Raw genomic sequence first — 15320 nt, forward strand, 5'->3', positions numbered from 1 at the left:
TTCTGTGATGAGTGATCGTGTTTATGAAGCTGCGCAAGACGCGCAGTCAGGGGCCGGGCCGGACGTGGAGCCTTCATCGGCGGCCTGGATGGCGGTGTTTTCGCTGACGATGGGGGTGTTCGGGCTATTAACGGCGGAATACCTTCCGGCCAGCCTCCTGACGCCCATGGCCGCCGGGCTGGGGGTGTCGGAAGCATTGACGGGTCAGGCCGTCACGGTAACCGCCGTGACCGCACTGTTTTCCGGGTTGCTCGTGCCGCGCCTCACGCGCCGGCTTGATCGCCGCATCGTCCTGCTGGGCTTTACCGCGCTGATGATCGCTTCCAACCTGCTGGTCGCCCTGTCGTCCAGCCTGGCGGTGCTATTGACAATGCGGGTTCTGCTTGGCGTCGCCATAGGCGGATTCTGGAGTATGGCCGCGGCGGTGGCGATGCGCCTCGTGCCGGCGAAATCGGTGCCACGCGCGTTGTCGATTATCTTCAGCGGCATCGCGGTGGGCGCCGTCGTAGCGGTTCCACTGGGAAGCTATCTGGGTGGTCTGTATGGATGGCGCAGCGCCTTCATTGCCGCCGCGGCGGTTGGCCTGGTGACGTTGGCGTTCCAGTGGTTCACACTGCCGCGAATGGCGCCGCGCAACGTGGCACGAACCGCATCGGTCCTCGAGTTGCTGCGCCGGCCTGGAATCGGCATTGGGATGCTCGGTTGCGTGCTGGCGCACACCGGTCAATATGCGCTGTTCACCTACATCCGGCCCGCCCTGGAAAGCCTGGTGCACGTTGATGCCGACGGATTGGCCTTGATGCTGCTGGGATTTGGTATCGCCAACTTCGTCGGGACGCTAATGGCGGGTTGGCTGATGGAGCGCAGCCTGCACGCGACCCTCGTCGTGATGCCCGCGCTGGTTGGCGTGGCGGCGCTGGGCATGGTGGCACTCCCGGTTCAAATAACCGGGTTAATGGTGCTGGTGGTGCTTTGGGGGGCGGCGTTCGGCGGCGTGCCTGTGGCGTGGTCCAACTGGGTGGCACCCGCGGTACCCGATCAGGCGGAAAGCGCAGGCGGGATGGTCGTGGCAGCGGTGCAATCATCCATCGCAGCCGGTGCCGCTGTGGGCGGCGTGGTTTTCGGCTTTGGCGGTGTCACAGGGGTTTTCATTACCGCAGGCGTCGTGATGCTGCTTGCGGCTCTGGTGATTGCGCTTCGCGTTAAGGTTGACGCTGCCCGTCGCGGCGTTGAAGCCGGTCATGGCGTTCATTTCTAGGACGCTTCCGCTCTTGTTTGGGTAACGGCATGGGATTAAACCACTTCGCTATTTTCCAGTCGTTCCCAAATAACGAATAGTAGTCCGTATATTTGTGAAACGCACGCTCGTTTCGCCAGAAACCACCAGCCGGAAACCCGGTGGCTTTTTTTGAGGGTTATACGTCCTTTGCGTCATCTCCCGTACGTTCCATAATTTGCCCACGAAATCGAGTTGAGGCAAGCGCGGTTGCGCTTTGAATGTTTGGCATTGACCAATACGAAGCACAGAAAGGAACCTACAGATGAGGCTCAAAAATAAGTCGGCGTTGATCACGGGCGGCACGAGTGGCATCGGTCTTGCCACTGCCAGGCTCTTCATCGCGGAAGGCGCCCGAGTGGCGGTGACTGGCCGCGATGAATCCGCGTTTGAACGTGTGAAGGCGGAGCTAGGCGAGAATGCGCTCGTTCTCAAGGGCGATGTCCGCTCGCTCAAGGACATGCGGGCGATTGCCGCCGAGTTGAAAGAGCAGTTCGGCGGTCTGGACATCGTGTTCGCCAACGCGGGTTGGGCTTTTCCGTCCGCAGTCAACGACATCAACGAGGATCTCTATAGCGAGATCATGGACATCAACGTCAAAGGCGTGGTGTTCACCCTTCAAGCGGTGCTGCCGGACTTGCGGGAAGGCGCGTCGGTCATCCTCAATACGTCGTTCGTCGCGCAGACCGGCCAGCACGGCATTTCGTTGACTGCGGCGGCGAAGGCCGCCGTGCGATCGCTCGCCCGCAGTTGGTCCTACGAGTTTCTCGACCGCAAAATCCGCTTCAACGCGATCGCTCCCGGCGCGATCAACACGCCCCTGATCTCGAAGTGGGGCATGTCCGATGAGTGGGTACGCGACCGCAAGGCCGAGTTTGCCGAAGCCATTCCGGTGGGCCACATGGGCAAGCCCGAGGATATTGCCTACGCGGCGCTCTATCTCGCTAGCGACGAATCCACCTATGTCGTCGGTACCGAACTGGTTGTCGATGGCGGGGCCTCGCAGCTTTGAGTCTTCGGCTCCCGATTTCAGCCGTTTTCAGCCGCTGCGCGTCATCCCGGCTTATTCGAATTTGAATCAAGCGCCCGCCAGGCATTTCGTCGTGGTGGCTCGTTAATTTGGCCCAACCTGACTGCGCGTGCAGAGGGGCCGAAGTGCAAGGAGAAGTTCTCTTGACCGACAATAGCAACAATCACGCCGCTGGCAAGCCACTCAACAGAGCGGGCCACGCCCGTCGCGACGCGCTCAAGTTTGGAAGTGTTGCCACGCTCGGCGCCATCCTGGGCGGTGGAGCGCTGCTTGGCCACGCCACGCCTGTTCTTGCGCAGGCAGGCAGTAAGGCGGAACTCGCCCCGAATGAACCGCTCAATATTCTGATCGTGAATTACGACGGCGGCACGCTTCTCGATTTCGCCGGCCCCAGCGAGATTTTTCACCGGCTACCGAATACGAATGTTCGCTATGCGAGTCTCAATGGCGGCAACGTCACGCTCGAATTCGGCGTCGTTTATGGCAAGACCGAACGACTGGCCGATATCGAGCAGACTGACCTGATCCTGGTTCCCGGCGGGTCCGATCTGTCGGTGCCGATGCGTCCGGAGTATCAAGCGCAGATCCGGCGTCTGGCTGAAGGCGCCAAACACGTTACGTCGGTTTGCAACGGATCGCTCGTGCTCGCCGCAACGGGCATTCTCAACGGCAAGCGAAGCGCCTGTCATTGGGCCTTCATCAACAAGCTGTCCGAATACGGTGCGATCGGCGTTCCGGATCGCTTCGTAGAGGACGACAACGGCCGGTTCATGAGCGGCGGCGGCGTGACGGCGGGTATCGACTTCGCACTTCGTGTTGCGGCGAAGATGCGCGGTCAACAGGCCGCCGAATTCACGCAGCTTGTGATCGAATACGATCCCGCTCCGCCGTTCCATTCCGGTCACCCCAGAGACGCGCGGCCGGAGGTGATCGCGATGGTCGACAAGGAATTGCCCGGCGCATCCAGGGGGCTCGCACGCGTCCCAGGCGTGCGCTGAAGCGGTCGCAGGCAACGGATGTCGGGACGTCCGCTGGTTTCGACGAAGCTGCGGCCGACATGGCTTGCGCCACCCGCCCAGGTTGGCGCGGCCACCTTCAATTCAAACCATGACGGGAAATCATTAGATGCGACGGATTCGTTTATTCGCTGCCGGCCTCGCAGCCTGCCTCTCCTTTTTCGCGTTTGCCGCGCCAGCTACAGCCAGTGGCCCGCAGCCTCAAATCGAATCGGCCATCAAGGCCGAGAATGCACGGTGGGCGGAAGCCTTTGGACGCGGGGACTATGAGGCAATAGGCCGCCTCTACACGAAAGACGGCGCGCTTTTGCCGCCCGGGGGCGACAAAGTCATAGGGGGCAGCGCGATCGTTCAATACTTCGCAAGCGGGTATGCCGGGTCAAAGCCTCATACCGTATCGTTCAGCAATTACGAGTTCTACGGCAATAACCGGATGGTGACAGAGGTTTCGGATGCGGAAGTCCGTGACCATAGTGGAACGCTCACATATCGCGGTAAGCAGACCCTCGTTTTCCTGAAGCAGGGCGATAACTGGAAGTTGCATCGCGACATGTGGAACGACTACGGTCCGCCGAAATCTGACGACCACTGAGCGGGCGGCAAATAGATCGCCCCAAATCGAAAGCCCCCATAGGACGTTGGACGAACGCCGACCAGGCAGCGCGCTGGTCGGCGTTCGATCGATCAGCGCTCGCTGGTTAGCCGGCTTGCGCGTCGGATCGATTGCGGCGGATGTCCATGCAGTTTGACAAACGCCCTGCGCATGCGCTCCGAATCAGTGAATCCCACGGCTAGCGCAATCTGTTCGATCGGCTCACTCCCATCCTGAAGGCGCAATCGCGCGGCTTCCACTCGCAAGCGCTCGACGGCCCTGGCAGGCGTCTCACCGGTTTCCCGACGAAAGGCTCGTCCAAAATGCCGCAAACTCAATCGTGCCGCGTCGGCGAGTCGTTCGACCGGTAGCGCTTCAGCCAGATGTTCCCTGGCAAAATTCAGGGCGATGCGGATACGATCCGATTCGGGCTCCATTTGCGACATCGCAGAGAATTGGGACTGACCGCCAGGCCGACGATACGGAACGACCAGGAGCCTGGAGACCGTGCGCGCAATTTCCGCGCTCATATCCTTTTCAATCATGGCGAGCGCCAGATCGATACCGGACGCGATGCCCGCCGATGTCCAAACGTGGCCGTCCGCGATATAGATACTATCGCCCTCGACCTTGGCCAGCGGGAAGCGCGACTGCAACTGAGTTGCGTATCGCCAGTGGGTCGTGGCTCTGCGGCCGTCCAGCAAGCCGGTTTCCGCAAGCAAAAACGCCCCCGTGCACACGCTTGCCACCCGTGTGGTTCTGGCGCCCAGTTTCCTCGCTGCGGCGATGTTCTCCGATGTCTGCATCGGTTCGATATCGCCGCCTACGAAAATCACGGTATCGAACGTGCGCCTGCCGACCGGCTTTGTTTCGATGGGCAGGCCCGTGTTGCCGGGAACGGGTCCTCCCGCTTGCGAGATGATGTGAAGGTCATAGGGGCTACGGCCAGCGGCAGTCGCCACCTGATTAAAAGTCGAGAGTGGCCCCGCAAGATCCAGCGCATCATGGCCACGGCAAACGAAGAATCCAACTCGGTGCATGATGAATCGCCAACTGAAATCGTCGATACGGCATATTTTACGGAGAACCCTCAAATAGCGCCATTCGAATTTTCCATTCGAGGCGGCAATGAAGAGTTTCGGCAGACCATGATCATGATCGGGGCGCCGTGGTCCCCGACGGCGGCAGCGGTGGTGTACGCGATGTTCTCCGAGCGGATCCTTTCTGTACTGTGTCAATGCATGGTGCCGTGCCAGTTCCTGCTTTTCCAATTTGATCGGCCTGTGTGCGGTCGCGAACGATGCCCCCCCCTTCCAGCCGCTGCGCAGCAAGCCGATCCACTATATTTTGAAATGCGAACTATTGCGTGGAGGGACCCGTGCGAGGAGCACTGCCCGACCAAACGGAGGGGCGTCGTGCCACCTGGGCGGTGCGTCACGCGCATGAAGGAGCAACGAGGATGCCGCGCATCATCAGGTTTGGAATGGTTGGCGTCATGGCGACCGGCGTTCACGTTTCGGTCGCCTGGTCCGTCTTCAACTGGCTGGTGCGCGACGCGACAATCGCGAATGTTGCTGCGTTCGTCGTCGCCAACATCGTTTCGTTTCTCATGCAGACGCTGTGGAGCTTTTCCTCTCGTCCGAGCGTTGCGCGGTTCTCGCGCTTTGCCATCGTATCGGCCGCAGGTTTTCTGGCAGCCGCGACGATTCCCTGGGTGTGCGGCCGGCAGGCTATCTGGCTTCCTACCGTTGCTGTCGTCGTGTGTATTCCGGCGCTGTCTTATGTTCTGCATGCCAGATGGACTTATCGGGTGGCGTAGCCGCACCCGATGTATGTCGCCATCCTGCATCTCAGTTGCGGTTAGCCAAACCCCTGTACCTTCCCGAATAATTCGCTTCGAAGCCGCCTTGCCGGGTTCTGTCCGGGGATACCCGGTGCAGGCAGGCGTGCTTCGAAACCCGGTCATCACGCTGCGCCCGCGTGGGGCGCAGCATGCCTTCATGGCTTGCGCGCGACACAGAAAATCGTCAGGCCGCCTATGCGATTGAAGCGCATGAGTGCCAACTCCGTCGAGCAGAGCGACTGGAGGACCCGATTGACGAACGGGTGATGCGCATGCATCTGCGACTTCGGGGCATTGGCGGGCCGGTGCGTTCTTTCCGCAAGACGCAGTGCCGCGGCAATCGGCAAGACGAGGCCGAAGTAATAAGCGCTGTGCTCGATTTCGAGGCCGGCGCCGCGCACGGTCCTCTCCAACTGACCGAGCGTGTAGCGGCGCTTGTGGCCGAGGAATGTGTCGTGTGTGCTCCAGAGGCACTGGAACGCCGGCACGGTAATCAGAAAGCGCCCACCAGAGGGCACCTTGGCGGCGTACTCGCGCAGCAGTCCCGCATCGTCGTCGACATGCTCCAGGACATCCATCAGCAGCACCAGGTTTGCGTCGACCGGCTCGACGGTGCGCAGGTAGCGAATAGGCTTGCCCGCTTCGCGAGCTTCGGAGTCAGCCGGATAGCTGATATCCACGCACCATGCTTCTTGTGCGCCCGCATGCGCGAGCAGGTATTTGGAAAAGAATCCGGAACCCGCGCCCACGTCGAGTACGCGCGTGCCCGGCGGCGTGCCGAGAAAGCGGCGCATGGCCCGCGCCTTTGACGCGTAGTACCAGTGCGCCCCGACTTCCGGGCCAAGGACATCGATCTCTTTCAGGTCCATGAACGAACTCCTGTTGTGGCGTACGTCATGCGGCGCGCCGCGTACGCACTGGATTGAACGCGTGGCGATGCGCAAGCGCTAACGTGAGGCGATGCGCAAGCGCGGCGGGGTGCGCGTGCGCCGCGGCGCATCGGTCCGTGCCTGACGGCTGCTCTCGCGCACCATGGGAAGCGTGCTGACCTTCGTGCGAACCTCGTAGCGGCGGCGCACGAGATAGATCGGCCGGCCTTTGGACTCGTCGTAGATGCGTCCGACGTACTCGCCGATCACGCCGATGCCGACAAGCTGTATGCCGCTCATGAAAAGCACGACCGAAAGCATCGATGCGTAGCCGGGCACCGGATTGCCCAGGAGCACCGTGCGCGCGATGATGAAGCCGCCGTACAGGAACGCGAGCAGGGCAAGGACACAGCCGATGTACGTCCAGCTGCGCAGCGGCACAGTGCTGAAGCTCGTGATGCCTTCGAGCGCGAAATTCCAGAGTTTCCAGCCGGAGAATTTCGAATGCCCGGCGCTGCGCGGCTCACGCTCGTAGTCGAGCGTCACCGTGCGGAACCCGACCCATGCGAACAGTCCTTTCATGAACCGGTGCCGCTCCGGCAACTGGCGCAGCGCGTTGACCACGCTGCGATCGATGAGCCGGAAGTCCCCGACGTTTTCCGGGATCTTCACGTCGGAGAGCAGGTTGTGCACGCGATAGAAAAGCGCCGCCGTCGTGCGTTTGAGAAACGAGTCGCAGGCGCGGTTGGCGCGCCGCGCCAGTACGACCTCGGCGCCGCCGCGCCACTGCTCGATCATGCGGGGAATCAGCGACGGCGGGTCTTGCAAGTCCGCGTCGATGGCGATGACCGCGTCCCCGACGGCTTCGTTGAGCCCGGCGGTCAGCGCGGCCTCCTTCCCAAAGTTGCGCGTGAGGTCGATCACCCTGATGCGACTGTCGCGTTGGCTTGCAAGAACCAGCTTGTCCAGCGTGGTATCGCGGCTGCCGTCGTTGACGCAGACGATCTCGAAGCGGATCGATTCGATCGATTCCATCGTCGCGACGATCTGCTCGAAGAACACCCCGACACTGTCCTCTTCGTTGTAGAACGGCACGATGATGGAGACGACGGGGTTTGCGAGCGCGGATCCGGCGTGGCGCGCTTCCCCGGTAATGGTCTTGTTCATGATGTTTCCCCCCCTCTTATTAACGCGCGGTCGCGTTGGTCATGATTGCCTGAGCGTTTCGCTCACGCGCGATCTGCGTGACCAGCATCCAGAGCGTGGCCATCGAGATCAGCGGCGTGAAGGGAACGTGCAGATGCGAAACGATCGTGAGCCCGGCGATGGGCGCGAGCCAGAGTACGGCCAGCCATTCGCGTTGTCCGCGCTGGAAACCGTGTTCTCTCGCGTGGTGGATCACCCACACAATCAGGATTCCATACCATGTGAGGTCGTAGTCGTAGAGATATGGACTCACGAGCAGGCTGGCGCAAACGAGTACGGCGGCACGCAGGCCATAGGCGCTGGGCCGGCCCCATGCGTAGCAGACGGCAGCGGCGGCGCACAGGGCCGATACGGCCTGCACCGCGGCCGCAACCGTGGTCGGTGCATGGAGCAGCTTGAGCGCGGCGAAGGGCGTGGGCACGCGAAACATCAGCGCCCGTCCGGTTTCGACGTAGCTGTTGGCGAGCGCCACGTTGTGCAGGAATGCGGCCAGCGTTTCGCCGCCGAATGCCACGACCGAGAGTGCCAGCGAAATCGCCACTGCGGCCGTCATCGCGCCGAGCGCGCGCCATGAGCGCGAAGCCAGAAGCGCAAGCGGAATCAGCACACAAAGCTGCGGCTTCATGGCGACGAGCCCGAAGCACACACCGGCGAGTATCGGCCGGCGGCGCAGCAGCACAAGCCCGAGGCCCACCAGCGAGGCCGTGAGGAAACTGTTCTGGCCGGACGTCAGCACGAGCGCGCAACCCGGGAAGGCCAGCGCGATTAGCGCCGTGCGCGGGTGCGGTGCGATCGTCTTGACGACTTTCACGAACAGGGCGAGCGAGCCGAACAGGAAGATTGGCGCAGCAAGCGTGAATGGCAGCAGGGCCAGCGGGTAGACGAACAGCAAGAAGGTGGGCGGGTAGAGCCACGGCAGGGTACCCACGGCGCGACCAGCGGCATGCTGCTCGATGGGACTCAGGATGGCGAGGTTGTAAGCGTCGGCGGCGTGTCCCTGCAAAGCTAGATGCGACGCGCTCCAGATCGGCAGCAAATCCACGGCCAGCGGGCCGAGTTGCGGATCCTTGAGCCACCACACGTGATAGGCGTAAGCCAGCGCCATCCCGGCGTAGTAGATGAGCGCGGCGACCGGATAGATCCACAGCCGCGTGCCGCTCAACCAGTGCGTGCGGCGTTCTTTGGCCGGGCGCGCGCATCCGGTGACGGACGCATTCGTGCCCATCGTGTCGGGGACGATTATCGGGTTCATTGACGGCCGCTCCTTTGTTGGGTGCGTGCGCGGCGCAGGATCGCGAGCAGCATGAGCAGCAGGATCAAAGGGCCGACTTGCGGCAGTTGCATCACCGGATTGGCGAATTCGAACACGGGGAGGAGCCATGCGAGCACCAGCACTTGCTGCTCGCCCGGCAGCCACCCGCGACGCAATCCGGTCGCGAGAAGGCAAGCCGAGGACATACCGATCCACACCAGTTCGTAATGCCAAACGTAGGGGTTGACGATCAGCGTGGCCGTTCCGAGCGCGGCAGCGCGCAGTGCCGTATCACGCGACGTGCGCCAGACGCTGTATGCGCCACAGGCGGCGATGAGGGCAACGGCTGCGTGAAGCAGTTCCGCCACGGCCAGTGACGCGCCCGTGATCCGGAGGGCGGCGAACACGGTCGGAGAAGCGAGCCAGAAGCGCACGGCGTTCTCGAGGACGAGTTCGCGCGCCAAGTGGACGTTGCCGGCGAAGAGTTGAAGTGAGTCGAGTCCATACAGCGCCACGCTCGCCAATGCGAAAAGCAAAGCCGTCACCGCAGCAACGCCGAATACTTTCCATGCACGCGTCGCAATCAGAACGAGTGGAAACAGGATGGCAAGTTGAGGTTTGATCGCAAGCAATCCGATGCATATTCCGGCAACCACGGGGCGTTGCTTGATCGACGAGACGGCAAACGCGGCGAGCGCCGCAGTGATCAGTGCGTTTTGCCCGTAGACCGCGCAAAGCATGATGCAGGGCATGGCGAGCACGACGTACCGCGCCGCAGTCGTGCCGAGCAGGCTTTTCTCGAGTCCGGAAACGCGCAAGGTCGCGACGACGAATGCGTACGCGCTGGCGCCCATGAAGGCGAAGTAGGAAAGGGCAAGCGGCAGCAGCGCGAGTGGCGTGACGAACAACAGGAAAGTCGGCGGGTATAGCCAGGGTAGAAACTTGCCGCTGAGCACGCCGCCGGTGACTGCCGCCTCAATGTGGGAAAACGTCGGGTAGTCGAAGACCATGGACGCCTGCCCATGCAGCGCGGCGTAGCTTGCCGACCAGAAGGCCGCGAAGTCGGCCCCCGGAAGCGCACCGCTACTAATGGCAAAGCCGTGAGTCGTCACCGCCCAGATCACCATAAAGCCGGCGTCGACGATGAGCATTGCGGTGCTGTAGAGAATGAGCCGCTCGCGCGAAAGCCAGGACGGCACGGCCGAGTGCGAGCGTGTGGAGTTCCACTCAAGTGGATGCATTTTTTCAGCCCCCGCTGACTATTTTCAGTAGGCGGCACTGCCGCCGATTTCTATTTCCCCGTTCACGTAACGCGTGCGATGCACGTTGGTCCGTACGTGTTGCCGGGATTATTTGGAGATCGGCGCGCATCGAGCAATGCGGAGTGTATTGCAAGCGTTGGAGAGCGAACACTCCGCCGCGAAAGGCCCATTTCAATGAAGGGAGTGCTGAGGAATCAGGGGCTTTTGACGCGTCTTTTCAGGGTTTATATCGACGGGTAACTACTCAATTTGCGGTACGAGGAGATGCAAGCGTGTTGGCATAAGCGTGTGCTTAATGCTCGTGCCGGATGTTTTACCGATAGTTGACTTGTCCAGTTGTTAATTGATGACCAGGTGACTCACATCTCTTGTGTGGACATCGTTGTTATAAGAAAGCGCCTAGAAATATAGGTGTAAATGAGAATCGAGATGTTTTGGTCGGGAAGGCGAGGTGTCCTATCAGGGTTTTTATTAGTGGAGAACGCATGTTCTTTTTTTGGGGTTCGACAGCGAGTTTGGAGGTGTAGGTCACACGTGGCGTGTCAATTTGACCGATTTCGAGGGGTTCGACACAGGAAGTCATTTCGCATGTGAGCAAGCGCACGAAGTTCCCGGTTTTCCACGCGTAGAACTGCGGCTAAGGCTGCTGCACTCAACCGGGTGACGTAGCCCCACCACCCTCAATACCACATGGAAACGGGGGTTAACCATGTTGAAAACCAGGAGATCAAAAATGCAAAACATCATCGCTAAGGCAAAGGGCTTCGTTCGTGACGAAAACGGCATCACGGCGCTCGAGTACGGGATCCTCGCTGGGCTGATTACGGTTCTGCTCATCGCGAGCATCACGTCGATCGGCAAGGCGCTTCAGGCGGTGTTCTCGGATATCGCCAACGACCTCTAACCGAAGCGTGGGCGAGCGGGTTTGCAGCGAACGCCACACTCGCCCAGTTTCGCCAGATACGAACGTTCGACCTGTAGATGTTTGAGACCACGCCGGGAAGCTCCGGACACCAGGCGGCCTTCGAGCTGGTTCAAAGGGAGAAAAAGATGCAACCGATCATCGTTCAGGCAAAAGCCTTCATTCGCGACGAAGACGGTATTACCGCTTTGGAGTACGGGATTCTCGCGGGCCTGATCTCAGTCCTGCTCATTGCCAGCATCACGTCGATCAGCTCGTCGCTCCAGAACATTTTTTCCGATATTGCTAGTGAACTGTAAGCCGTGCACGGGCGAGTGCGCTCGCAGCTCACGCACACTCGCCCGGCTTCTCGTGAATCGAACCGTGGAGTCGGACATGCTTGAGACCGGATCCGGAAATGCCCTGGTAGCAGATGGCCTTCTATCTGCCGCGCGCGCCGTGATGGCCGAGCCCACCGGGTCGTTTTCCGAATGCGGCCTCGCTGCGGCACCTGAGTGTGAAGTTGTCGTATCGGCGCGGGCTGCCAATGCGAGCGCCTTCCGTATTTACCCTCATGCAGACGCCGAAGTGATGGCGCAACAAGATTAGCCGGGGAGCAACCAAATGGACCTCATGCTGTATTCCGTTCCGTTGCCGCAGCAGCCAGTGCCGCTGTGCGTGATGGCATTGGCCATCCTGGCGGCCAGCACGGATATCGTGAGCCGCCGGATTCCGAACCTGCTGATCGCGTTCGGACTCGTCGCGGCGCTGGCCGTCCAGTTCGCCCTGCACGGTGCGCTCCCGGGCGCTGCGATCTGGCTGGGCGGCGCACTCACCGGGTTCGGCCTGTTGCTGCCGTTCTATCTGCTGCGCGGCATGGCCGCCGGCGACGTCAAGTTGCTGATGATGCTCGGGGCCTGGCTAGGGGCCGCGGCGATTGTGAATGTCGCGGTAAGCACTTTCATCATCGGCGGCATCTGGTCACTAGGGATTGTCCTGGTGCGAGGGCGGTTGATGCGTCTAGCCGGAAATGTCGCGGCCTTGATTACCGGGTCTTGCCGCGCCATTCGCGGGATGGGTGTTTCGCCGGGTGCGGGGCGGGAGTCGGTGGGTTCGATTCCCTATGGTGTCGCCATCGCCGCGGGCACCGTGGCAGTGATGTTCGCGATGGTGCGCTAAAGCGCGGGACGAAGCTGGGTTGTCGTTCCGTCGAATATGAGTTTTCTGGAATGTCTACGGGGGATGTCATGAAAAACAGCCGCGCGTTCGCGATGCTTGCCATTGCCATTCTGGCCGGTCTGGCCGCAGTGGTGTTCGCTTCTAAATGGTTGCTGCAAACGTCGTCGGGGTCCACGGTGCCGGTTGCCGTCGCCTCCGACGATATCAATCTCGGCCAGCCGCTCAATGAAACGATGATCAGAACGGTCAGTTGGCCGAAGGACAGCCTGCCGCCCGGCACCTTCAAGGCGCCCAAGGACCTCGACGGGCGCGTGGTCCGCACGAACCTCACGCGCGGCGAGCCGGTGCTCGAATCGAAGCTCGCGCCCGTGGGCACGAAAGGCGGTCTCTCCGCCGTGATCGGCGAGGGGCGTCGTGCGATCACGGTGCGCGTCAACGATGTGGTGGGCGTCGCGGGCTTCGCGTTGCCGGGCAACTATGTGGACGTGATCGTCAACACGCAGGAGCCCGAGATAAAGAGCGATAACCAGCAGCAGAGCATTTCCAAGATCGTGCTCGAAAAGATTCTGGTGCTGGCGGTGGCGCAGCAGGTCAATCGCGACGATACCGCACCCAAGGTGGTGAACGCGGTGACCCTCGAAGTCACGCCCGAGCAGGCGGAAAAGCTCGATCTGGCGCGCAGCGTGGGCACGCTCTCGCTTGTCCTGCGCAACCAGGTGGACGACCACAAGCTGCTCACCGACGGCGTGACCAAGGAAACGTTGCTGGGCAGGCCGCTGCCGCCGCCCGTGCCGCTGCCGGAACCGGTGCGTGTGAAGTACGCCGGGCATGCGCCGGTGAAGCGCAACTGCATCGGCGTGCTTTCGGGTGTGACCGGCAGTCAGGAATGTTTCTGAAAGAAAGCAGCACGGTTGCCTGAATCCGGCGACGACCAACCGGGTTAAAGGCGCGTGAGCGGCGCAGCCGCCATTAAAACGCAGCTAAGTACGGGGTATAACGATATGGATACCAAAGTAAATGTGGGGTCCACGGGGGCCCGCGACGGCATTCGTCCGTGGCGCGTCGCAACGCTTGCGTGGGTATGCGCGGGGTTGATGACTTCGACGCCTGGCTGGGCGCAGCAGTCGAACGGGAACGCAGCACAGGACAAGTCTGCCGCAGGCGCTTCGGTGCCCATGGGCAAGGGCCCTATGCAAATGACCATCAGCATGGGGCCGGCGCAAGGCAGCAGCGCGCCGCCCAAAGCCGTGGCGGGACCGCTGCGCGGACCGAATTGCGTTGGGGCCATCCGTAACGAGAGCAACGTGATCGTGCCGCTTGGCAAGTCGACGCTCGTGCCGATCGACGAACCGGTGCGCAACCGCACCCTCGGCAATCCGGAGGTCGCCCAGGCGACCATGGTGTCGCCGCAAACGCTCTACATCGTCGGTCAGGCCGTTGGGACGACCAACATGATCATCCAGGGCAAGAGCGGCGCGTGCCAGGTGATCGACGTGATCGTCAGCGCCGATGCAGGCGGCCTCCAGGCCGCGCTCGCGCAACTCATGCCGCAAGAGCGTGATATCCGCGTATCGACGGCGGCCGACAACATCGTGCTTGCCGGTCATGTGTCGAGCGCACAGGCAGCCCAGCAGGCCGTGGAGATTGCCAGGGTGTTCGGTGTGAGCGGGCAGAGCAATAACGGCGCGCACACGGGCGGCGTGATCAACATGCTCGGCGTGGACTCGCCGCAGCAGGTCATGCTCGAAGTGAAGGTCGCCGAAGTCGACAAGACCCTGATCGACCAGCTCGGCTCGGCGGTCAATATCCAGGGCGGTTTCGGATCGTGGACGGGCGCACTCGTGAGCAATCTGCTCGCGGGTGTATCGAGCGCATTCGGTTTCTCGAAGGCGAACAACAATCCGCTCAAGTTGGCCATCGACGCGCAGAAGACCGACAACCTCGTGAAGATCCTGGCGGAGCCTAACCTTGTCACCATCAGCGGTCAGGAAGCCACTTTCCTCGCCGGCGGCAAGATCTTCATCCCCGTGCCGCAAAGCGGCGGCGGCACCTCGGCCACCGCGATCACGCTTCAGGAAGAGGAGTTCGGCGTGGGGCTCAAGTTCACGCCTACGGTGCTCAACGGCGGGCGCATCAACCTGAAGGTGGCGCCGGAGGTCTCGGAGCTGTCGCCCACCGGCGTCACGCTGAGCGCGTCGAACGTCAGCGGCGTGAGCATCCTGCCGCTCATCACGACGCGGCGCGCTTCCACCACGGTCCAGATGCACGATGGCGAGTCGTTCGCGATCGGCGGGCTCATCAACAACAACATTACCGGCTCGCTCAAAGCCGTGCCGGGCCTCGGTGAGGTTCCGGTGCTGGGCGCGCTGCTCAGAAGCACTTCGTTCCAGCAGGACCGCTCGGAGCTGATCTTCATCATCACGCCGCATCTCGTGAAGCCGGTGGCGGACGTCGCGCAACTCCAGTTGCCCACGGACAGCTTCTCGCAGGTCCACGAAGCCGATGTGTACGCGACGGGCAACATGGAAGGCCGCGCCAATCGCGACCAGGGACGTTTCGCACCGCCGCCCGCACCGGCCGGCACGCAAGCCGTACCTGGCGCGCCCGCTGCACCCGCCGCACCTGGCGATGCGCCCGCTGTGCCCGCCATGCCGGCCGCACCGCAGACGCCCGCCGCGCTGCCCGCGCCGCAGGTCTCCTCCAGGCGCGAGGCAGCGCCGGCGCCAGCGGGGCCGCCGCCCGCTGAAGCGCTCGTGCAGCCCGTACCCGTGCAGCAGGTGAACGCGCAGGCGCTCGTGCCTGAACCCGGTGCCGACACCGCGGCGCGTGCGCAGCGCATCGAGCGCGAGGCGGCACGGATCGCGTCGAACGAATCCCCCGCTCATTGACCCGGC

The 15320-nt window shown here is 62.1% G+C and carries 16 protein-coding genes; 11 read left to right on the plus strand and 5 right to left on the minus strand.

Annotated elements, in window-relative coordinates; all coding sequences use genetic code 11:
* Window positions 1-7: 7 nt before the first annotated feature.
* The 4 genes from C7402_RS41835 to C7402_RS41850 all read left to right on the plus strand — a co-directional run bounded on the left by C7402_RS41835 (window position 8) and on the right by C7402_RS41850 (window position 3914).
* On the plus strand, window positions 8-1258 hold the full coding sequence (locus tag C7402_RS41835) for an MFS transporter (RefSeq protein WP_116614741.1): 1251 nt from the start codon (window positions 8-10) through the stop codon (window positions 1256-1258).
* Window positions 1259-1541: 283 nt separating this feature from the next.
* Entirely contained in the window at window positions 1542-2288 is a 747-nt protein-coding gene (locus C7402_RS41840; RefSeq protein WP_116614742.1) for an SDR family oxidoreductase, read from the plus strand.
* Between the two features lie 161 nt (window positions 2289-2449).
* Window positions 2450-3304: a DJ-1/PfpI family protein gene (locus tag C7402_RS41845; RefSeq protein ID WP_116614743.1), complete on the plus strand. Its 855-nt coding sequence runs from the start codon at window positions 2450-2452 to the stop codon at window positions 3302-3304.
* A gap of 127 nt (window positions 3305-3431) precedes the next feature.
* Window positions 3432-3914, plus strand: coding sequence for a YybH family protein (locus C7402_RS41850; protein WP_116614744.1), 483 nt, complete (start codon window positions 3432-3434; stop codon window positions 3912-3914).
* A gap of 92 nt (window positions 3915-4006) precedes the next feature.
* On the opposite strand, the gene C7402_RS41855 is transcribed toward C7402_RS41850, so the two are convergent.
* Entirely contained in the window at window positions 4007-4954 is a 948-nt protein-coding gene (locus tag C7402_RS41855; RefSeq protein ID WP_116614771.1) for a GlxA family transcriptional regulator, read from the minus strand.
* A 419-nt stretch (window positions 4955-5373) separates the two neighbouring features.
* Here C7402_RS41855 and C7402_RS41860 point away from each other — a divergent pair, with 419 nt between their 5' ends.
* On the plus strand, window positions 5374-5733 hold the full coding sequence (locus tag C7402_RS41860) for a GtrA family protein (protein WP_116614745.1): 360 nt from the start codon (window positions 5374-5376) through the stop codon (window positions 5731-5733).
* A gap of 179 nt (window positions 5734-5912) precedes the next feature.
* Here C7402_RS41860 and C7402_RS41865 read toward each other — a convergent pair whose 3' ends face one another.
* The 4 genes from C7402_RS41865 to C7402_RS41880 all read right to left on the minus strand — a co-directional run bounded on the left by C7402_RS41865 (window position 5913) and on the right by C7402_RS41880 (window position 10283).
* Entirely contained in the window at window positions 5913-6626 is a 714-nt protein-coding gene (locus tag C7402_RS41865; RefSeq protein WP_116614746.1) for a class I SAM-dependent methyltransferase, read from the minus strand.
* A gap of 78 nt (window positions 6627-6704) precedes the next feature.
* Window positions 6705-7793 (minus strand): glycosyltransferase family 2 protein, encoded by a 1089-nt coding sequence (locus tag C7402_RS41870; protein ID WP_116614747.1) that lies wholly within the window; start codon window positions 7791-7793, stop codon window positions 6705-6707.
* 19 nt (window positions 7794-7812) lie between these two features.
* Entirely contained in the window at window positions 7813-9084 is a 1272-nt protein-coding gene (locus tag C7402_RS41875; RefSeq protein WP_244315063.1) for a glycosyltransferase family 87 protein, read from the minus strand.
* A complete protein-coding gene (locus C7402_RS41880) occupies window positions 9081-10283 on the minus strand; it encodes a glycosyltransferase family 87 protein (protein ID WP_244315064.1) in 1203 nt (400 codons plus the stop codon). The genes C7402_RS41875 and C7402_RS41880 overlap by 4 nt, the downstream gene beginning before the upstream one ends.
* Before the next feature lie 796 nt (window positions 10284-11079).
* On the opposite strand from C7402_RS41880, the gene C7402_RS41885 reads away from it, so the two are divergent.
* The 6 genes from C7402_RS41885 (at window position 11080) to C7402_RS41905 (ending at window position 15314) form a co-directional block, all read left to right on the plus strand.
* A complete protein-coding gene (locus C7402_RS41885; RefSeq protein ID WP_112171531.1) occupies window positions 11080-11250 on the plus strand; it encodes a Flp family type IVb pilin in 171 nt (56 codons plus the stop codon).
* A 77-nt stretch (window positions 11251-11327) separates the two neighbouring features.
* A complete protein-coding gene (locus C7402_RS41890; RefSeq protein WP_224038531.1) occupies window positions 11328-11567 on the plus strand; it encodes a Flp family type IVb pilin in 240 nt (79 codons plus the stop codon).
* Between the two features lie 76 nt (window positions 11568-11643).
* On the plus strand, window positions 11644-11856 hold the full coding sequence (locus C7402_RS46610; RefSeq protein ID WP_133254640.1) for a hypothetical protein: 213 nt from the start codon (window positions 11644-11646) through the stop codon (window positions 11854-11856).
* Between the two features lie 24 nt (window positions 11857-11880).
* The gene (locus C7402_RS41895; RefSeq protein ID WP_112171827.1) at window positions 11881-12426 is read left to right on the plus strand and encodes an A24 family peptidase; all 546 of its coding nucleotides are present in this window, start codon (window positions 11881-11883) and stop codon (window positions 12424-12426) included.
* A 68-nt stretch (window positions 12427-12494) separates the two neighbouring features.
* Window positions 12495-13322 carry a Flp pilus assembly protein CpaB gene (cpaB, locus tag C7402_RS41900; RefSeq protein WP_112171533.1) on the plus strand — a complete coding sequence of 276 codons (828 nt, stop codon included), beginning with the start codon at window positions 12495-12497 and terminating at the stop codon, window positions 13320-13322.
* 105 nt (window positions 13323-13427) lie between these two features.
* Window positions 13428-15314, plus strand: coding sequence for a type II and III secretion system protein family protein (locus tag C7402_RS41905; protein ID WP_116614749.1), 1887 nt, complete (start codon window positions 13428-13430; stop codon window positions 15312-15314).
* Window positions 15315-15320 lie beyond the last annotated feature (6 nt).

Source organism: Paraburkholderia unamae, assembly GCF_003096875.1.
GTDB lineage: Bacteria > Pseudomonadota > Gammaproteobacteria > Burkholderiales > Burkholderiaceae > Paraburkholderia > Paraburkholderia unamae.